Genomic DNA, 19,495 nt, shown 5'->3' on the forward strand with positions numbered 1-19,495 from the left:
AAGAGTATGGCTTTTTTAACTGTGTGTGGATATCAAATGTAGAATGGCACCAGTAAAAAAGATAAAATAAAGCGACAAATTCAATATATACTGCCTGTTGAAGGAATAATAAAAGGGTATATCTAGGAAAAGGAATATTGATATTAGTACTGAGCTAGAAGTCTTTCGATGAAATAAAAATGTTGGAGTAGAAAGAGCTTGAATATTTATAGAAATATAGAATTGCAAAAAGAAAATCAGACATTAGTACTTTCTGTTGTCAGATCTGCAAGGAAAACGATCGGGCTCCAGGTGTGCGAAAATGGCGATGCAGTGCTTCGGATTCCGAATCAATTATCGGCAGATGCGTTACAGAAGTTTCTAGACAGCGAACATGCATGGATCTGGAAAAAAGTGGAGCAGATGCAGACGCGAATGGAACAGCGGCAGGAGACCGGTGCTGTTCCGGTGGGAGAATTATCCCGTGATGAACTGGAAAAAATAAAGAAAAAGATTGAAAGCCGGGTAAATGCTTATAAAAAAGCAATGGGAGTGACAATCAGGTGGATTACGATTCGAAATCAAAAAACAAGATGGGGAAGCTGCAGCTCAAAAGGAAATCTAAATTTTAACTATCAATTATACTATTTGCCGGATGAATTGTTAGATTATGTTGTAATTCATGAACTTGCACACCGACGGTATATGGATCATTCGAAGGAGTTCTGGGCTGAAGTAGAGAAATACTGTCCGGATTACAGGGAACGCAGACAGCAGCTGAAAAAATATAAACTGGTGTAAATAAAAAACAAGCAAATAAATGAGCAGGCGAAAATGTTTGATTTCCAGTCTGCTCATTATTTTATCTCAGTCTGAGATGAAATATTATGATTAATTAATATAAGATACTGCGATACGATCAGCCGGAATCTCACGTTCTGCGAAGGTATCATCTGTATCACCAAGTGTTACGGCGCAGCATGGTACATGGCCTTCCGGAAGTCCAAGTTTTGCTACAAGTTCCGGTTTGGTATTTAATGCAGCAATCGCACCCCAGATGTTACAGCTTCCGATACCGAGATCAGTTGCAAGCAGGCACATATGTTCTGCCATCATGGCTGCATTGGAATACGGTACATTTGCCATTGCAGGATTTGCAATCGGTGTGGAAATTACTACGAGACAAGGCGCATTGTAAAGCGGTGTCCGGGATGGATCGCCGAAAAATTCAGCAGCATTGCGGTCTAATTCCTGTAATAATTCTGTATTGCGGATAACGGTCATATGCATAGTGTCATATTTGCCCATTCCAATCGGAGCAGCCTGTGCGGCCATCAGGATTTTTTGTAAATTTGCATCTGATAAAGTAGACTTGTAGCTTCTGACAGATTTTCGACAAGTCATTGTTTTGAATGTTTCCATGATAGTATCATCCTCCTATAACAAAATTTTTGCATGTCTATGTAGAAGACATTGCAGCAGATCCGTAAAAATAGTTTTACTGTCTCTTACACCGGTTTACAACTTTCTATTTGGAATGATTTTACCAAGCTTATGATGCAGCAGAAAGTGCTGTATCATATTTTAAAATGAAAAGATTGTAAAGTGGTGTATCTTTTATTATACTATGAAAAAATCAGCTTGCAAATATTTTTTCAGTTGTTCCTCTTGTAAAGTGGTGTGAAAGTAATATATAATAGAAAGGGTGGCGGATTATTTTCCCTGATGGGAAAGCAAAAAAATATATATAATCTTATATAAAAAGTGAATTCGGCCATGACAGATATATGATGTAAATAATTTATTGCGAAGGAGGAAACGATCCAATGAACAGAGAAACTGTCATAGTGATTGATTTCGGCGGACAGTACAACCAGCTGGTGGCACGTCGTGTCCGTGAGTGCAATGTGTACTGCGAGATTTATTCCTATAAGACTGATATCGAAAAGATCAAATCTATGAATCCAAAGGGAATCATTTTGACCGGAGGACCGAACAGCTGCTACGAAGCAGATTCACCGACTTATACAAAAGAGTTGTTTGAACTTGGAATCCCGGTACTTGGTCTTTGCTATGGTGCCCAGCTGATGCAACATATTTTAGGTGGGAAAGTGGAACGCGCCGAGGTGCGTGAGTATGGTAAAACAGAGGTGTTTGTGGAGAATAGTTCCAAATTATTTCACAACGTATCCCCATCAACAATTTGTTGGATGAGCCATTTTGATTATATTTCAAAAACAGCTCCGGGATTTACCATTACTGCTCATACAGCGGACTGCCCAGTGGCAGCAGCAGAGTGTGAGGAGAAAAAACTGTATGCCATTCAGTTCCATCCGGAAGTACTCCATACAGTAGAAGGTAAGACAATGTTGTCTAACTTTGTATATGAAGTATGTGGATGTGCCGGTGACTGGAAGATGGATGCATTCGTAGAGAATACCATTAAAGATATCCGTGCAAAAGTTGGCGATGGACGTGTACTGCTTGCATTATCCGGTGGTGTAGATTCTTCTGTTGCAGCAGGACTTCTTTCCAGAGCAATTGGAAAACAACTGACTTGTGTATTTGTGGATCACGGTTTGCTTCGTAAAGATGAAGGCGATGAGGTAGAAGCTGTATTCGGCCCAGAAGGACAGTTTGATTTGAACTTCATCCGTGTTAATGCACAACAGAGATATTATGACAAGCTTGCCGGCGTAACAGAACCGGAAGCAAAACGTAAAATTATCGGTGAAGAGTTCATTCGTATTTTTGAAGAGGAAGCAAAGAAAATTGGTGCCGTTGATTTCCTGGCACAGGGAACCATTTACCCAGACGTTGTAGAGAGTGGTTTAGGCGGCGAGTCTGCAGTTATCAAATCGCACCACAACGTAGGAGGACTTCCGGAGTATGTAGATTTCAAAGAAATCATTGAGCCGTTACGTGACCTGTTCAAAGATGAGGTTCGTAAAGCCGGACTGGAGCTTGGAATTCCGGAGAGACTGGTATTCCGTCAGCCGTTTCCGGGACCGGGACTTGGTATTCGTATTATAGGTGAAGTTACAGAGGAGAAGGTTCGTATCGTCCAAGATGCAGATGCAATTTACAGAGAAGAGATTGCAAAAGCTGGGCTGGATCAGGATATCAACCAGTACTTTGCAGCACTGACCAATATGCGTTCTGTTGGTGTTATGGGTGATGAGAGAACTTATGATTATGCTGTCGCACTTCGCGCTGTAAAGACCATTGACTTTATGACTGCAGAAGCAGCAGAGCTCCCTTATGAGGTGTTAAATAAGGTAATGAGCAGAATTATTAACGAGGTGAAAGGTGTAAATCGTGTATTCTATGATTTGACGAGTAAACCACCTGGAACGATTGAGTTTGAATAAACAAAAATGTTTAGTAAATCCAGCGTTTATGCGGGTTTGCAGCACTTTTAAAAGTCTTTTGATAACAATTTGATAACGGTTGCATGAGAGCCATTATTCTTGTGATCTGGTGGTTTTAGGGTTAGAGAATGATTGACAGGTGGTTGTGCAACAAATAAATCCATATTATAAACGAAGCCCTTAGCTGTGGGTATAAAACTCATAGCTAAGGGCTTTTTGTCGTCTTTATTTATCTGGTTTGAGTCGGTCTTGGAATATTTCGACCAGAGCGTCGCTAAGTTCCTGTGACGGAACTTTTGCCCATGTTTGCGTAGTATCAAACTCCGGGTAGTGGTAACGCCACTCATCGTATTTGTCTTTACTGATTTCCTCAGAAGATAGCTTGTCAGCCTGCTCTTTCCAGGCATACAGCATTTTCCGAAGTTCGTGAGCATCTTTGCCTTTGGAAGTATCGACTTTCAGACAGATTTCTCCGTCTGATTCACTAACAGTCAGACCGTACAAATCTTCAAGGGTAAACAAAGTGTGCATCAGCCCGATATAGCTGTCAATGTCAGGCACATCAAGGGCATGAGGGGAAACATCAAGAGCCTGAGCCAGTGCAGCAGTAAGTTCCGCTTTCGGTTTTCTTGTTCCTGTTTCGTATTGTGCTAAACGTACATCGGCACTTCGCTCAGGAAAGCCGACAATCGTACCAAGATATTTTTGTGTCATCCCACGCAGAATGCGGAAAAAATGTATTCTCTCTCCAATCGCCATAACGTGTCCACTCCTTGTATGTATTTTACAATGAGTATAGCAGATATGTTTAGGAGAAGTCAAGATAATACAAAACAAAAAAGTTTAATATTTTCCGAAAAGCCACTTGACACAAGCAAATATGCTTAGTATAATAAGTTCGAAATTAAACAAATAAGTTTAATAAAAATAAAATGACCGTCCGAACAGTATAAACCGCCAAGACCTTGCCAGACAGCAAGTGAGCGCCTGACATATTACGATATATCGGGACAGCACAGTGCCGAACAGGGAATACCTGCTGGAACTTCATTCGGATAGAGCGGCGATAAAAATGAAAGAAAGGACTGATTATATGAAAAACAGATTTATTTGTGCCGAAGAAGTGGCACAGGAACTAAGCGTATCAAAGCCGTATGCTTACAAGCTAATCCGTCAGTTAAATGAGGAACTGAAAGAAAAAGGCTTTATCACTATTTCAGGACGGGTAAACCGCCAGTATTTCTATGAAAGGCTCTACGGAGCTGGAAAGGGGGACGAATAATGCCGGTATTCAAAAACGAGGGCAATGGAACATGGTATGTGATGGCGAGATATGTAAACTGGAAAGGCGAGCGCAAGCAGAAATGCAAGCGTGGATTTGCGACCAAGAAAGAAGCACAGGAATGGGAGCGAATGTTCCAGTTGCAGAACTCTTCGGATATGGATATGAGTTTTGAAGCCTTTACCGAACTGTATATCCGGGATATGAAAAGCCGTCTGAAAGAGAACACATGGCTGACAAAGGAGCATATCATCCGTACGAAGATCTTACCTTATTTCGGCAAGCTGAAAATCAGTGAAATTTCCACGAAAGAGGTTATCGCATGGCAGAATGAGATGCTTGCCTATCGGGACGAGAAGAAAAAGCCATACTCACAGACCTATCTGAAAACACTGCACAATCAGTTATCCGCTATTTTCAATCATGCTGTGCGGTATTATGAACTGCGTTCCAACCCTGCCGCTAAAGCGGGAAATATGGGAAGTGAGGAACACAAGGAAATGCTGTTCTGGACAAAAGAAGAATATAAGAAATTCTCATTTGAGATGATGGACAAGCCAGTTTCCTTTTACGCTTTTGAAATGCTCTACTGGTGCGGTATCCGAGAAGGAGAATTACTGGCACTGATCGCCGCTGACTTTGATTTTGAGAAAGAAACGGTCAGAATCAACAAGTCCTATCAGCGATTACACGGAGAAGATGTGATTACCACACCAAAAACAAAGAAAAGTAACCGCATCATCAAAATGCCGAAGTTCCTCTGTGAAGAAATGCAGGAGTATTTGCAGATGCTTTACGGATTGAAGAAAAAAGACCGAATCTTTACAGTCACCAAAAGTTATCTTCACCATGAGATGGACAGAGGTGCGAAAGCCGCAGGAGTAAAGCGTATCCGTATCCATGATTTACGGCACAGCCACATCAGTCTGCTGATTGATATGGGATTTTCTGCGGTGGCGATTGCAGACCGTGTGGGGCATGAAAGCATTGACATCACTTATCAGTATGCTCATCTGTTCCCGTCAAAGCAGACGGAAATGGCAGATAGATTAGACGATTTAGGGAAAGGAGAGATTGAAAATGTCAGCTAAGAACAGAGATAACAAAAAACGTTGGAGAAACATCACAGTAGGGTTTCGGGTATCGCCCGAAGAAAATGAACTCATCAACAAGGCAGTTGCCTTATCGGGACTGCCAAAGCAGGAATACTGCTACCGACGCTGTCTGAATCAGGATGTAGTGGTACAGGGCAATCCGAGAGTATACAAGGCGCTCAAAACGGAACTTGCCGCTGTCCTTACAGAATTAAAGCGGATTGAAGCAGGAAACAGCGTGGATGAGGAACTGCTGAATGTCATTGAACTGATCGCTGTTATTCTGGGCGGTCTGAAAGGAGAGGACGAGGATGGAAAATAAAAAAGAAAAGACTGCCCCGGATGTATCTGTTGGCGCAGATACGGAGCAGCCAATTTCAAAAAACGCTACAAGTAGTATATCCGAGAATGGTGGAAATATCAAGAGTTTTGAGGAATTGCAGAGAGAAATGCAGTTGCGATCAGACCCGTCCTATCTCCAGACTATTTCCATGAATGAACTGTTTGATACACAGTATCGGAGTAAGCAACCGTTGATTGACGGACTGCTCTACCCCGGCACTTATATCTTTGCAGGTTCGCCCAAACTGGGAAAGAGTTTTCTGATGGCACAGCTTGCCTACCATATCAGTACAGGCACACCGCTTTGGAATTATCCCACCCGAAAAGGAACGGTGCTGTATCTGGCACTTGAGGACGATTACCGCCGCTTGCAGGAACGTCTGTACCGGATGTTCGGGACAGAAAGCACCGATAATCTTTACTTCTCTGTCTCCGCCAGTCAGCTTGGAAATGGACTGGATGAACAGCTTGCAGGATTTGTGGCAGAGCATAAGGACACGAAGCTGATTATCATTGATACGCTTCAGAAAGTGCGTGAGGTTGGTGGGGATAATTACAGTTACGCAAATGACTATCAGATTATGGCAAGACTGAAAAGTTTTGCAGATGCTCATGGGCTTTGTCTGTTGCTCGTACACCATACAAGAAAGCAGAATGCGGATGATAAGTTTGACATGATTTCCGGGACAAGCGGACTGCTTGGGGCGGCAGACGGAGCGTTTCTTCTTCAGAAAGAAAAGCGGACAGGCAATGCCGCAACACTGGAAGTATCGGGCAGAGATCAGCAAGACCAGAAGCTGTATCTGATCCGCAATACAGAAACCTTGTTGTGGGATTTGCAAAAGGCAGAAACGGAGTTATGGAAAGAACCGCCGGAGCCGTTACTGGACGAGATTGCGGAGCTTGTTATGAAGGACAATCCTTACTGGGAAGGTTCGCCAACAGCTCTTGTTGCACTGATAAATGTGGACATTCAACCTCATGTTATCACAAGAAAGCTGAATGTTCTTGCAGGTAGATTGTATGCAGAGCATGGGATTCTCTTTCGGAGTGAGCGTGTCCATGAGGGACGAAAACTAAGGCTCTGGAAAGACAATACAGAGAATGCGTGACAGTATGTGACGGTTGTGACGGTATTTTTGACAGCGGGGCGGTATCCAAATAACCGTCACGACTGTCACATACCGTCACATACTGTCACGGAAAGGATGGATGAGATGGGAAATGTGCAAATATCACAGGAATTGTTTATGCAGTTGCTCCGCTTTCATTTGGTTGAGGATGAAAGCTGCGAGAAAGAAATTAAACAGGGGTTAGAGAAGAAATTAGACAGAATGGTCATGCGTGATCTGTACGGAAAATTCAAAACAGCCCCGACAGAGGAAGAACGAGAACGGGCGAGAAAGGAATATCTGGACAGACGTGGAGTGTCGGAGAGTTTCCGATGGTAATTCTTCCTTGATGATAAGAACAGGAGCGTGGCACGCCCCTGTTAATCATAGACAAGGAGAAATTTGGAAAGGAGAATTATGCAATGAGAGAAGGAAGATTAGGTTATAACTGTGAAAATGGCAGATATGGATTACTGTCAATGGACTTATGGATTGATACAGGATTTCACTGCGGAGAGTGTATGGAAGTTCTGGTGGATGACCAGTGGGTACGGACAAGGATGGAGATGAATCCTGCAATGGAATGGTATCTGGTAGGAACGCCATATTGCGGCGATCTGGAATATGTACGGGCAAGGATACCGGGATAAATCAGACAGAAAATAAAGAATCGGTTTGCTGTCAGGGATAAAAAAATAAGCCCGGATACGGGCAAATAGAAAGGGCGGATACGCCCAAGATGAAAAGCATAAGCCGAAACATGGTAGAGAAAGGTAGCACCTTATAAAGCCCTCGGCGTTTGAGAGCGAAATACACCCATCGCACAAACTTCGTTTATGCTCTGTGTATTTCGCCCTGCCGGGAGCTGTGCCGGAAACGGCAATTAGTTCGTAAACAGGTGCCTATGCACCTACTCACAGCAAAGCAGGCGAGAGCCGGGAAAGGAGAATGCTTATAGGCAGACATTCATTTATCAGACAAAACAAGCTGTCTGATGTGGCAGGAAGAATTGATTATATTTCCAATCCGAAAAGACAGGAACATCTCTATGCGACCTATCAGACGGAGGGAGCAACACCGGAGTTCTGGAAGAATCTTGCGAGAGAGAATCAGTTGGATTTTAAGGCAAGTGGAACATTGGGGAAATGTATTGAAGGACGGGAGTTTATCATTGCACTTCCTGAAAGTTTTGTTGAGTATAAGGCAGATGATGTGGTAAGGCTTTTTGCAGACAGCTTTCATAAAAGATACGGTGTGGAATGCAGTGCGGCACTTCACCATAACAAAAAAATGACTAATTACCATATCCACCTCGTATTCAGCGAACGGAAAATGCTGGAACATCCAGAAGTGAAAATTGCTACCAGAAATATGTTTTATGATGAGCAGGGCAAGCACAGACGCACGAAGAAAGAGATTTTGGATGAGCAGGGAAATCTTCGGGCAGGATGCAGCATTATTCCAAAAGGGGAAGTTTATGAGAGCCACATTTTTACAAAGAAAGATGAATGGTTTAAGAGCGATGCTTTTACCAAAGAAGTCAAGGAGATGTTTACGGAAATCATCAACAGTCATGTGAAAGAAGAATCCGAAAAGCTGTCTGTATTTCAGCAGGGTGGCGTATATCTGGCAACCAAGAAAATCGGGAAGAACAATCCGAAAGAAGCAGAGATACGGACAGATAATGCGGCAAGGCAGGAATGGAATCGGACGGTAGATGTAGCATTAGTCGAGGGCGTTCCCGAAGAAGATATTTTAGCTGTCAAGCGGGAGAAAATCACGAATAAAACAATGCAATCTATACGGACACATGGATGGCTACCGGATATGTTTCAGCAGATTATCCGAGGGGCAAAAGACTTCTTACAGGAAATGATTTTCAAATTTAAGCTGCCGCCGAAGCCAGTGCCAAAGATTGATTTACAGGAATGGAATGATATGCGGAAGCTGATGGAGAAACTTCAGAAGCAGTCACAGGCGGTGAAGTCAGCACAGCAGGAGATTTCCTCATTGAAGAAACAGCTTTCCGAGACAACGGGATTTTTCAAAGGAAAAGCACGAAAATCCATAGAGGGAAAAATTGAACAGGCAGAGAAACAGGAGAAACGTATCCACACAGATATGGAGCAGACTGTAAAACAGGCAGGGTATCCAGATGTTCAGTCATTCGCAAAGATATATCAGAAATCGGAAAAGTTGATTCGGGAATACAATGAGGAGCTGTGGGAATGGGAAAATCAGACAGAACAGAAGGAAGGGCATTCATCAGAACCGCCGAAAAAGGCAAGCATACGGAAAAAATTGCACCGTTACCAACAGGAAATCAGACAACAGCCAAAACAGTCAGCAAAGAAGAAATCTATGGACAGAGAACGATGAGAAAGGTGGAACAGAAAATGAAGAAAACAATTTTTGAAGAAATGGGCGGCACTTATGTAAGATGTGGAGATTACTTTATCCCCAACCTTACCTTGCCGGAGGAAGAAGAACCGAGATTTGTCGGAGTATGGGGACAAAGACATTTACAGTATTTGAAGGAATACCGCAGGACTGTATATCTGGATCTGCTGATGAATGGCGGATTGAACAGTTATCTGGCAGATATAGAGGAACAGGCACAGGAACGTTTTGAAAGGATTGTAGAGCAGATGAAACAGGCACAAGGAATTACCGAACAGTTAAAGGTTGATAACGCATTAGAATGGGTAGGTAGAATGAATAACATACAGGTGTGTGCAAGGGAGATTGTGGATAAAGAGATGATTTATCAGTAAAAATAACATGATGGGAAGCAAGTCGGAAAATGGCTTGCTCTCTACTTTACAAGTTATAATGGACAGAAAGTATGTTCTGTAAAATCTCATTTTTTCGGGAGAATATCTTGAGGTATGAGGTGAAATATGGTATCCTAATATAAACATAGGAAATAACACATTGGGAGAAATGATATGTCGGTATGTTATGATAAATTATGGAAACTATTAATTGATAAAGGATTGAATCGAACAGATTTAAAAGAAATGGCTGGAATCAGTTTTAATGTATTAGCTAAAATGGGAAAAGGGGAAAATGTTTCCTTAGAAAGTCTATATAAGGTATGTTTGGTTCTCAATTGCAATATTGGGGATATTATGGAATTTGTAAGCTAAATATAAAATGATCTATAACGGAATGGAGAAAGGAAAAAATAAAATGCAATATGAAGATATGATTTTTAAAGTACCGGTAGAATCGCCTGATTATAAAGAAAATAGTGAGTTTGTAATTAGACAGATGAATTTAATTCTTGATAGACAAAAAGAAATGGGTGACAATAAGATTGTCATTAATACTAACTTACGCATGGGACTTCCATTAGAAAATATAAATAAAATTGCAGGCCCCATGATTGAAGCTTGGGCTGGAGAAGTGTTTGCAGGGATAAGGGATGATATGGATAATCCGTATCGACTTGTAAATGTAGAGGCTCAAGAACGCCTTGGAATGGCAGATATAATCTTGCAATTTAAAAAAGACGATAAATCAATAACAGGAAATGTAGATGTAAAAGCGACTGCAAATGATATTCCTAATAGTGGTAAAGGTCCGAATATCACGAGTTTTAGCAGAATAAGAACTGCTTATGTTAAGGATCCGGATTTTATGTTTATAATTTTGTCAATTAAACATAAAGTATATGTTCAAAGAAATGAACGTACAAAACTGATGGATGGAATAATGGAAATTGTTGATTATAATGCATATGATTTAAAATATATTAGTGATGCAGACATTAATTATAATCCAGCATTAGGAACGGGACAAATTCAAATTAAAGATATACATTATGTCACATATCAATATAGGACAACTTGGGAAATGTGTAAATTGTTAGATAGTAAGTATTTACATAGTTCAAGAAGAAGTATTGATGATTTTTATAGAGAGGCTAAAAAAAATAAATGGATAAAAAATTGAATGCGATTTGCGGAGATGTTGTTGAGGAACTTTGCAAATTAGAGAATGATAGTGTGGATTTAATTGTGACAGATCCTCCGTATAATTTAAATAAAGATTATGGTACAAGTCAAGATAAGCTGGAATTTGAAGATTATATTGAGTTTAGTAGAATATGGCTAAACGAAGCGAAAAGAGTTTTAAAACCAGATGGGACAATATATGTTTTTATGGGCATGAAATATATCTCATATATATACACAATTTTAGAACAAGAATTGGGAATGACATTTAATAGTTGGATTACATGGTTTTATACACAAGGAATTGGAAAAACTAAAGGATTTAGTCCAAGACATGATGATATATTAATGTTTACAAAAAATCCCAAGAAATTTTTATTTAACTTAGATTCGATTCGTGTTCCGCAAAAATATTATCGCTCAGTTAATAATATGCGTGGAGCTAATCCGGGAAATGTGTGGGAGTTTTCACATATGCATTATTGTAATAAAAATCGAAAAAAACATCCAACTCAAAAGCCGGAGGGATTATATGAAAGAATGATTTTAGCATCAAGCGAAGAGGGAGATTTGGTTGTAGATCCATTTGTTGGATCGGGGACTTGCTTGAGGGTTTGTCAACAACTGAATAGAAGAAGTATAGGAATCGATATTAATCCTGAGTATATTCAAATGACTAAGGAACGACTAAATGAACCATTTTCGGGATTTGACAGTATTGATGAAAAAATGAAAAGATGTCCTAATGATTTGAATGATGCTAAGATTAGAATTGATTATATTGAAAATCATATAAAATGGTTTTTAAAAAATCATCCAGATGCAATTAATGAGTTTTTAGAAGAGGTTAAGGCAAAATATTTGATTAAAATGATTGAGACAGGTCAAACATGGATTTTTGACCAATATGGTGTAGCTATATAAAAGTAAGTTTATGAAAGGAGATGAATCAGGTAATGAAAAAAGCGTTAATAGTTGGTTTAAATAACTATCCGGGCCGTGAATTAGAGTGGTGCAATAATGATGCGATTGCAATGAAAGAATTGATAGAATCTAATGGGGATGGATCTCCTAATTTTGAAGTGGTTCCAATTATTGATAATTGTTCAAAAAACAATTTGATATCGGCTATCGGAAAATTATTTGCTGATGATGCAGATATAGCTCTTTTATATTTTTCGGGACATGGTGCAGATATAGATGGTGGATATCTTTGTACTACAGACTTCTCGGGAAGTAATTATGGCGTTAAAATGACAGATGTATTGGAAATGGCCAATAAATCTCGTTGCAAGAATAAGGTTATTATTTTAGACTGTTGCTTTGCAGCTAAAATGGGTGAATCTATATTACTTAATAATAATTCTGTTTTGGGAGAAGGCGTAACAATAATAGCAGCAAGTCAGTCATGGCAGACTTCTGAGGAAAAGCGTTCTCTACAACATGGCATATTTACTGAATTGCTTATACAAGGATTAAAGGGAGGAGCTGCTGATATTGGTGGCAATATTACACCTGCAAGTTTATATTCGTTCGTGGATCAATCATTAGGTGCATGGCAACAACGTCCAGTTTTCAAAACAAATATTTCTCAGTTTTTGCCATTGCGAACTATACAGGCGAAGGTTCCTAAGAGTATACTTAGAAAATTAAGTACATATTTTGAAAATCCAACAGATGAGTTTAAGTTAGATCCATCGTATGAATACACGAATGCACTGAATATTGAACATCAGGTGATAGAGCCATATGCCGATGCTGAACATGTTAATGTATTTAAAGAATTGCAATTATTTGAAAGCGTTGGACTTGTGGAACCTGTGGGAACGGAACATATGTATTTTGCAGCAATGGAAAATAAGTCATGTAAACTAACTGCATTAGGGTTGCATTATTGGAAACTGTCAAAAGATAGACGTTTTTAGGTTGAATTTTGTAAAAAAGGAGGAATTGAAATGATTAATGTGTTTATACCGCATCGTTGGAATAATAATGATTATTCAGAAATAAGTGCTTTGTTGGATAGGACAAAATTTAATGTGAGGGACTATTCTGTTCCGAGTAGTTCGCCTTTTGATAGTATCGATAGAAGATACAATGTTGACCCTCAAATTCAAAAACAAATAAAATATGCAAGCGTAGTAGTATGTTCCAATCGACCAGCTAATAATTATGGAATGTCAATGGATGAGATACGTTTTGCTATTTCTATTGGTAAACCAGTTGTTGCTATTAAAATTACTGATAGTACAAGTTCAAATATTACAAATTTAAATATTCCTGTAGTAGCTAAAAGAAGAGACTCATTAGAGGAGTGGATTCGTCGGAATGTGTAGTAGTAATTGAAGATAAGGCGGTAAAAAATGAAAATATTTATATCACATAAGCTACAAGATTCAGCGACAGCGAATTTGATAGCGAAAGAATTAAAAGAAATCAAAGTGGATTGCTATCTTGATGTATTAGATAATTCTATAACAGAGAATGGTAAAGAGCTAACTAATCATATACGTGCAAATTTGAATAAATGTACAGATATAATTGTTGTCATGTCAAATATAACAAAATTTTCGCAATGGGTTCCCTTTGAAGTTGGTATGGCAGCACAAAAGGATATGCCGACGGCAACTTTTTTGAAGGAAGATGTTTCTTTGCCGGATTATTTACAGTATTGGCCTCGATTAAAGAAAAGTACGGATATTAGAGAATATGTATCAGCAAGAAATGACGTAGAAAGAGAATATCATGCGATTTACGAATTTGCAAGTCAACAGCAAAAGACAGAACATTTTTATGATGTATTAAAACAACGATTGAAATAAAAGCGGGATAACGCAATATGTTGGTAATAGGAAAAGAGATGAATCGGAATACGTTTGCTTTGTTATATATTGTGTTGCTTTTCTAAGCAAAACCGCTTATAATCTGAATCGGAACATATTGCTATTATCCACAGTTACGGAGCGAGTGTTATCAATACCGATAACAGAATGATAACATTAGCCCATATAGGCAGGATAATATGGATAAATCAAAAAATCGAAAGAAAAGCAAACATGGCAATTAATAATTACTAAACAAAATTGATTAGTGATTGTAGAGTTTGAATAGTTGAAGCTGAGCTGTAAAGCCTTTGTTTACAAGGGTTTTACAGCTTTTCCTTTATAGGATTGCATTTTCATTGCATTATTTTTCTTCAACTGTTCTGTGATAGATTGCTGTATGTTGATTGCTGGTATAATTAGCAATGCTTTCAGTAGCAGATTGTACTTGTAATATTCCAGTCAGCTTTTTAGCAACTTCAAGATTCGTATTTGGATACAGATGACCATAAGTGCCGAGTGTTGTCTGTATTTTTTCATGTCCTAAACGTTCCTTGATAAGTGGATTATTTAAATGGCTTGGAACAGGATATAAGAAAATTTGGACAGAATACAGCGGGATTGTCGAGTTGGGAATTGATGTGAACAAAGTATCAATTTCAAAACCAGATGCTGATGGGGTAGTGAAAATTACGATTCCGGATGCGGAAATGCTGGATGTTGACTTGGATGAAGAGTCTATGAGTGAACCATTAACAGATACCGGATTTATGACTGAAATCACAAAAGAAGAAGAAACAGCTGCATTAGCAGAAGCACAAGACAATATGGAGGAGACTGCTCAGGCGAATGGTGCTCTTTTGGTGCAAGCCAAGGAACGAGCAAAGAATCTTATAGAAGGATATGTAAAAAATGTTGGTGAACAAATTGGAGAAGAGTATACAGTAGAATGGGTGGAGATAGAGTAGAGTGAAGTAAATGTGATACTTGGGATTGTTTTAAATAAAGATTTTGACATATTGAAAATTTGATGTTAATATAATCATAGAAAAGGTGCTACCGATAGACGGTTAGCCCACATAATGATTAGTTAAGAAAATAACCGTTCAGTTTGCGAGGCTGGGGCGGTTATTTTTTTGTGTGATTGCATCCTATTGCGTAACCAAGTCCAAAGGCTGTTAGGCATAAGCTGATAACAGCAATCAGACCTTCGAGAGTCAACATTAGCATCCCCTCCTTTTAGCAAGATTTCCGCAGATAGTCTGGGGATTTCTATGTAAACAGAGGGTCACAGTCCCTCTGGAGAAGGACTAACCACCTACCGTGAATGGTAGCACCATGGGATGATTATAGCAGAAGAATACATTGGAAACAATAAGGAATTTTGTTGCTTTTTTTAGACGAAAATTTTTTGTCACTCTATATATTTTTTAACTTTGAAAATAAGCGGTATGAAATATAGCTATTTTCTTTGTGAAAGAAAATGATATAATAGTGTAAGAATATGACAATTAGCATACGGTAATAAATGAGGTACAAACATGGGACAAATAAATTTATATAAAATAGACGAAAATAAAAAAGATGATTTTCTGAATAAACTTACTGAAAAATTTGAGTTTATTGGAGAACAAGATTATAACTCAATGGAAAATGAAAAAATTGTTTATACTGTAGGCACATATGTTAATATTCCAGAAGAAAGAAAACCTCTCGAGTGGCAATGGATATTGGATGAATATGATTATGAGATAGAGGGAGTAATGGCTTCCCCGAGAGCAGTTTTGGTGATTGAAGGGGGGACGGTTACATATGCAGTGACATATGGGTTATCTTATTTTGCTGTTGATAAATACTGTGATATTGATTTTGCTTTTGATTTTGCAAGAAGAATTAGCTTCAAACAAATAAAAACAACGACATTAACGGCTCCGAATGCTCAAAGAAATAAAATGATTAATGTATATCTTAATTATCGAGAGCTATCCTTTGATAGTGGGGAGTCTTATGCAAAAATAAAAGCAAAAATGACCATCGAAAAGGAATTTACTCTCCACGGGGAGCTAGTTGAAATAGGGCATTCTATAAAAACTCAATTGTCTGAAAATAGTGTTGATTGTATTTTAAGATTCATAGAGTATGTTGAATCTGTAAGAGCGAGAGAAGAACTTCATAAAATTCCTGTATTTAGCAAAATAAAAGATGAAAAAATCATTCAAGAATTAGACCATCGATTGATTGAAAAAATTGAAGAGAATATTGAATGTATTAACATATCAGAATTGGATATTATTGGAGCAACTGAAATTTTTAATAGTAATGATGCTTCCTTTACATTGAAATATGGAAAAAAGCATAAAGACATACAAGAATTAACAAAAGATAATATCTTAAAGTTTATGGACGAAAATGGCTTGAAAATAAAAAATAATTTTTTGGATTTAAAAGTCGTGAGTAATAAAAATGGAGAGCCCGTATGCACTGATGTGATGAAGAGACTGATAGATTTTACTGACGATGATAAGAGATGTTTGCTTTTGAAAGGTGAATGGTATTCATTTAATGATGATTATGTACAATATTTACAAGATTCAATAGCAGAATTAGAGGTTATTTATGATCCAAAATATGATTTTTCAAATAAGAAATTATCTGATTATGTAAATAGGAAATATCGTGAAGAAAAAGATGGTGTGGAGTATGAGGGGTTAACAACTGAGGAAATAAAGAGAAAAATAAAAGATAAATATTATGCAGAACGTGTATTTAATAATATATTATCAGAACAGTTTGGATTTGAGAATCATGACAGAGATGATGATGAAACAGGTGCTGGAAAAATTGAATTAATGGATTTATATAAAGATGGAACAATGTATGCTGTTAAGATTGGAAATTCATCTGCTAAATTGAGCTATGTTGTTGAGCAGTCTATCAGTTCTACAAGAATGTATAAACATCATTTATTTCCTGATATGCCTAAGGTAGAAAGTGTAGCTGTTTGGATTGTTTTAAAACGCCGCACACATTTACCAGATGTAAATGGTAAGCCAGATATATCTAGCTTGAAAATGATAATGTTAAAAAATAGACTAGATGCATGGAAAAAAGAAGTTAGAATATTGGGATATACACCGATAGTTTATTTGAACTATTGGGAGAAATAATGTTTCTAAATTAATAAACATGGAAAATAACAAAAGGAAAGGGGGTAACTTTATTGAAAAAGATATTATTTTGCAACTTAGATTTATTAGTAAAAGAAGAGAATGTAAATAATTCAATTTTATTTGTAGATTACTCATTCTATCTTTAGTGATTGACGTTCCCACAGCTTCCAATACACCAGAAATATCTCTTCCTTGTTTGATAACAGTAGCAATTTTCTCGTCAATAAGCTGCTTTGTTCCTGTTTGGATTTCAGTAATTTCTTCGCCAAGAGCAGGACAGAAGATTGGCTTATGTTGTTTAATAGCATGTTCTACGTTGTGTACTGTTCCCCCCTGAGCATCACATTCATAGATAACAACCGCTCTAGACATACCCACAATCAAACGATTTCTGTTAACAAATCTAAATTTATCCACCTTAGTTCCGACAGGATATTCTGACATAAGAATACCACCTGATTCAAGAATTCTGTCTGCTAAAGAAAGATTCTCTTTGGGATAAATCATATCAAGTCCATGGGCTAATACAGCAATAGTTTTACCACCAGCAGTTATACATGCCTGATGTGATATTTTATCTACACCACAGGCAAGCCCAGAGATAATAGAACAATCTTCTTTCACCCACTGAGGAATCAAATAATTAGCTGCATTATAAGAAAGCCTTGTAGGTTTTCTTGTTCCTACACAAGCAATAGTTTTATCAGAAATCTCATTAAACTCAGCACCTTTATAATAGATGATTGCTGGCGGATTATCTATTTTTGCTAATTCTATAGGATAAGTTGAAGCTGTGTAATAAGTAGTTTTTACCCCCAGTTCCTTATTACGATAAAGAATGGTATCTGCTTTGGACAGTGCTTCAGAAACCTTTGCTTCATTATTGAACATATCAAAGTAAATCATCAAATCAAGATTATTATCAAACACATGTCTCGATTCATCAAACATATCTTCAATTTCAAGAGAATGTTCTAATAACAGCGATATTAAATTGTTATTTTTTATGCCTAATTCTGATAGGGCTATAACATATCTAGTCACAAAATCATTCCTCTATTCTTTATTTGTTGAAAATATCATACAAATGTTCTACTTCCATTTTTGCTGAATCGTTTATAACATAATTTGTTAATACCTGTTGTGATTCAAGAGTATAAGTATATCCTGCACCATATATATTTCCAGAAATAATATAATCTTTTCGCTGGAATTGTTTTCTGAAAATACCCATGGATACAAAAATAATCTTATTAGCTCCCAAGGATTCTAATAAACATCTAACAGCATTAAATCCATTACCATGATCCATGTAATCATCAAAAATTACTACATTGAATTTACGTTCTCTCTTTAAATTTTTAATCTTTGCTTCAAATGCAGGATTTATACATAATGAAGCAAATTCAAGTGTTCCACCAATACTAGATCTACCAATTTGGCTTCCGCCATGCATTTGTTGTTTTGGTGTGTGCCTAATTAATAGGTTTTGTTCTTCTAGTGGTTGTCTGTATACTGATTGTGGGAGCCTTTTGTTTTTAATATATCTTACTTGTTCCATAAACCTAAATAAGTCTGCATTTACGAAACAATTAGAACTTGGAATTATTCCAAATAATTCAACATCATCAAAAAGTGGCGTACTTGTCATGTTTGCTAAAAAATGATACATCAATATCGCATAGTAGCTTCTACTTTGTCCATTTTTAAGCAATTGCTGAAAATTAATAAGCATTTGTTTTTCTGACAAAGAAGGAGAACCTGCGTAAGTTCTAGCATCCATTAATGAAATACAGATAGACCTGTCATCAATTTGTAACTGAGAGTACCAATTATTATTGTTATTTAAAGTTAAAATGAATTTATAAAGCTGAGTAGGAGTGTCTACACAAACCCCATAATAAGCAGCCTTTTCTTCAATAGGAATCCATGTAGGCACAATAAATAAAGATTTTGTATTAACTGCCAGACGAAAATCTACTTCTTTATTGCCAATAAAAACAAAATAATTGTTTCTATTTCTATTCTGCATAACATATTCTCTTGCATCATCCCTTAATTTGTATTTGAACTTGTTGTAACCTCTCTTGTCAAAATGTTCCTTACCAGAATTAAGTTTATTCTTGTCTCTACTGATAAAACAAACAACGTTATTATTATCTTCACAAAGAATACTAATATATTCCAAAAATTCATTCCTATTTGTTAGTGCGATTTCCGGATTCCATCCAGCAAATCCTTTCCATTATACATAAACCTATTGTTTTAGAAGCAACCATACGAGATATGAATTTAAACATACCTATTAGTAGCGGCATGTACACTACTTTTGTTGATTTATTCTATAAAAAGCATATTAATATA

22 protein-coding genes and 1 pseudogene are annotated in these 19,495 nt (G+C 37.6%); 18 read left to right on the forward strand and 5 right to left on the reverse strand.

Features of this window, described 5'->3' with window-relative positions; translation table 11 throughout:
• Positions 1–198 precede the first annotated feature (198 nt).
• Positions 199–780 carry a M48 family metallopeptidase gene (locus ACIRUQ_RS00510; RefSeq protein WP_055290169.1) on the forward strand — a complete coding sequence of 194 codons (582 nt, stop codon included), beginning with the start codon at positions 199–201 and terminating at the stop codon, positions 778–780.
• Positions 781–870: 90 nt separating this feature from the next.
• On the opposite strand, the gene ACIRUQ_RS00515 is transcribed toward ACIRUQ_RS00510, so the two are convergent.
• Entirely contained in the window at positions 871–1,401 is a 531-nt protein-coding gene (locus tag ACIRUQ_RS00515) for a nitroreductase family protein (RefSeq protein WP_022035122.1), read from the reverse strand.
• A gap of 404 nt (positions 1,402–1,805) precedes the next feature.
• Between ACIRUQ_RS00515 and guaA the strand changes: the two genes are divergently transcribed.
• On the forward strand, positions 1,806–3,350 hold the full coding sequence (guaA, locus tag ACIRUQ_RS00520; RefSeq protein ID WP_021739296.1) for a glutamine-hydrolyzing GMP synthase: 1,545 nt from the start codon (positions 1,806–1,808) through the stop codon (positions 3,348–3,350).
• A 225-nt stretch (positions 3,351–3,575) separates the two neighbouring features.
• Here guaA and ACIRUQ_RS00525 read toward each other — a convergent pair whose 3' ends face one another.
• Positions 3,576–4,109 carry a helix-turn-helix domain-containing protein gene (locus tag ACIRUQ_RS00525; protein WP_055290168.1) on the reverse strand — a complete coding sequence of 178 codons (534 nt, stop codon included), beginning with the start codon at positions 4,107–4,109 and terminating at the stop codon, positions 3,576–3,578.
• Positions 4,110–4,443: 334 nt separating this feature from the next.
• Here ACIRUQ_RS00525 and ACIRUQ_RS00530 point away from each other — a divergent pair, with 334 nt between their 5' ends.
• The 14 genes from ACIRUQ_RS00530 to ACIRUQ_RS00595 all read left to right on the forward strand — a co-directional run bounded on the left by ACIRUQ_RS00530 (position 4,444) and on the right by ACIRUQ_RS00595 (position 13,961).
• A complete protein-coding gene (locus tag ACIRUQ_RS00530) occupies positions 4,444–4,632 on the forward strand; it encodes a hypothetical protein (protein WP_055290220.1) in 189 nt (62 codons plus the stop codon).
• Entirely contained in the window at positions 4,632–5,723 is a 1,092-nt protein-coding gene (locus tag ACIRUQ_RS00535) for a site-specific integrase (RefSeq protein ID WP_055290167.1), read from the forward strand. Before ACIRUQ_RS00530 ends, ACIRUQ_RS00535 begins: the two co-directional genes overlap by 1 nt.
• On the forward strand, positions 5,713–6,048 hold the full coding sequence (locus ACIRUQ_RS00540) for a plasmid mobilization protein (RefSeq protein WP_055290166.1): 336 nt from the start codon (positions 5,713–5,715) through the stop codon (positions 6,046–6,048). The genes ACIRUQ_RS00535 and ACIRUQ_RS00540 overlap by 11 nt, the downstream gene beginning before the upstream one ends.
• Positions 6,038–7,180: a helicase RepA family protein gene (locus tag ACIRUQ_RS00545; protein WP_055290165.1), complete on the forward strand. Its 1,143-nt coding sequence runs from the start codon at positions 6,038–6,040 to the stop codon at positions 7,178–7,180. The genes ACIRUQ_RS00540 and ACIRUQ_RS00545 overlap by 11 nt, the downstream gene beginning before the upstream one ends.
• Positions 7,181–7,285: 105 nt before the next feature.
• On the forward strand, positions 7,286–7,519 hold the full coding sequence (locus ACIRUQ_RS00550; RefSeq protein ID WP_055290164.1) for a hypothetical protein: 234 nt from the start codon (positions 7,286–7,288) through the stop codon (positions 7,517–7,519).
• A gap of 83 nt (positions 7,520–7,602) precedes the next feature.
• Entirely contained in the window at positions 7,603–7,830 is a 228-nt protein-coding gene (locus tag ACIRUQ_RS00555) for a DUF5348 domain-containing protein (RefSeq protein WP_055290163.1), read from the forward strand.
• Between the two features lie 298 nt (positions 7,831–8,128).
• On the forward strand, positions 8,129–9,559 hold the full coding sequence (locus ACIRUQ_RS00560; protein WP_055290162.1) for a MobA/MobL family protein: 1,431 nt from the start codon (positions 8,129–8,131) through the stop codon (positions 9,557–9,559).
• Positions 9,560–9,576: 17 nt separating this feature from the next.
• On the forward strand, positions 9,577–9,954 hold the full coding sequence (locus tag ACIRUQ_RS00565; protein WP_055290219.1) for a TnpV protein: 378 nt from the start codon (positions 9,577–9,579) through the stop codon (positions 9,952–9,954).
• 174 nt (positions 9,955–10,128) lie between these two features.
• Positions 10,129–10,329: a helix-turn-helix transcriptional regulator gene (locus ACIRUQ_RS00570; RefSeq protein WP_055290161.1), complete on the forward strand. Its 201-nt coding sequence runs from the start codon at positions 10,129–10,131 to the stop codon at positions 10,327–10,329.
• Between the two features lie 22 nt (positions 10,330–10,351).
• Positions 10,352–11,137, forward strand: coding sequence for a hypothetical protein (locus ACIRUQ_RS00575; protein ID WP_207642778.1), 786 nt, complete (start codon positions 10,352–10,354; stop codon positions 11,135–11,137).
• Complete coding sequence (locus ACIRUQ_RS00580; protein ID WP_055290159.1) at positions 11,122–12,063, forward strand: site-specific DNA-methyltransferase; 942 nt, start codon at positions 11,122–11,124, stop codon at positions 12,061–12,063. Before ACIRUQ_RS00575 ends, ACIRUQ_RS00580 begins: the two co-directional genes overlap by 16 nt.
• A gap of 32 nt (positions 12,064–12,095) precedes the next feature.
• Positions 12,096–13,064 (forward strand): caspase family protein, encoded by a 969-nt coding sequence (locus tag ACIRUQ_RS00585; RefSeq protein ID WP_082432777.1) that lies wholly within the window; start codon positions 12,096–12,098, stop codon positions 13,062–13,064.
• 30 nt (positions 13,065–13,094) lie between these two features.
• A complete protein-coding gene (locus ACIRUQ_RS00590; RefSeq protein ID WP_055290157.1) occupies positions 13,095–13,475 on the forward strand; it encodes a hypothetical protein in 381 nt (126 codons plus the stop codon).
• Between the two features lie 27 nt (positions 13,476–13,502).
• Positions 13,503–13,961, forward strand: coding sequence for a toll/interleukin-1 receptor domain-containing protein (locus tag ACIRUQ_RS00595; RefSeq protein ID WP_055290156.1), 459 nt, complete (start codon positions 13,503–13,505; stop codon positions 13,959–13,961).
• Between the two features lie 364 nt (positions 13,962–14,325).
• Here the strand turns inward: ACIRUQ_RS00595 and ACIRUQ_RS00600 are convergent.
• A pseudogene (locus ACIRUQ_RS00600) lies at positions 14,326–14,529 on the reverse strand (site-specific integrase); the annotation flags it as partial.
• Between ACIRUQ_RS00600 and ACIRUQ_RS00605 the strand changes: the two are divergent.
• Both ACIRUQ_RS00605 and ACIRUQ_RS00610 read left to right on the forward strand, forming a co-directional pair.
• On the forward strand, positions 14,474–14,929 hold the full coding sequence (locus ACIRUQ_RS00605; RefSeq protein ID WP_082432775.1) for a DUF4230 domain-containing protein: 456 nt from the start codon (positions 14,474–14,476) through the stop codon (positions 14,927–14,929). The pseudogene ACIRUQ_RS00600 and the gene ACIRUQ_RS00605 sit on opposite strands and share 56 nt — an antisense overlap.
• A gap of 573 nt (positions 14,930–15,502) precedes the next feature.
• The gene (locus ACIRUQ_RS00610) at positions 15,503–17,128 is read left to right on the forward strand and encodes a DUF6119 family protein (protein WP_055290154.1); all 1,626 of its coding nucleotides are present in this window, start codon (positions 15,503–15,505) and stop codon (positions 17,126–17,128) included.
• Here ACIRUQ_RS00610 and ACIRUQ_RS00615 read toward each other — a convergent pair.
• Together ACIRUQ_RS00615 and ACIRUQ_RS00620 are read right to left on the reverse strand one after the other, a co-directional pair.
• Positions 17,054–18,175 (reverse strand): DNA-processing protein DprA, encoded by a 1,122-nt coding sequence (locus ACIRUQ_RS00615; protein ID WP_055290153.1) that lies wholly within the window; start codon positions 18,173–18,175, stop codon positions 17,054–17,056. The two genes, ACIRUQ_RS00610 and ACIRUQ_RS00615, sit on opposite strands and share 75 nt — an antisense overlap.
• Positions 18,176–18,194: 19 nt before the next feature.
• Positions 18,195–19,319 carry a hypothetical protein gene (locus ACIRUQ_RS00620; protein ID WP_055290152.1) on the reverse strand — a complete coding sequence of 375 codons (1,125 nt, stop codon included), beginning with the start codon at positions 19,317–19,319 and terminating at the stop codon, positions 18,195–18,197.
• Positions 19,320–19,495: the final 176 nt, after the last annotated feature.

The sequence above is a fragment of the Eubacterium ramulus genome (assembly GCF_045002895.1).
Taxonomy (GTDB): Bacteria; Bacillota; Clostridia; order Lachnospirales; family Lachnospiraceae; genus Eubacterium_I; species Eubacterium_I ramulus.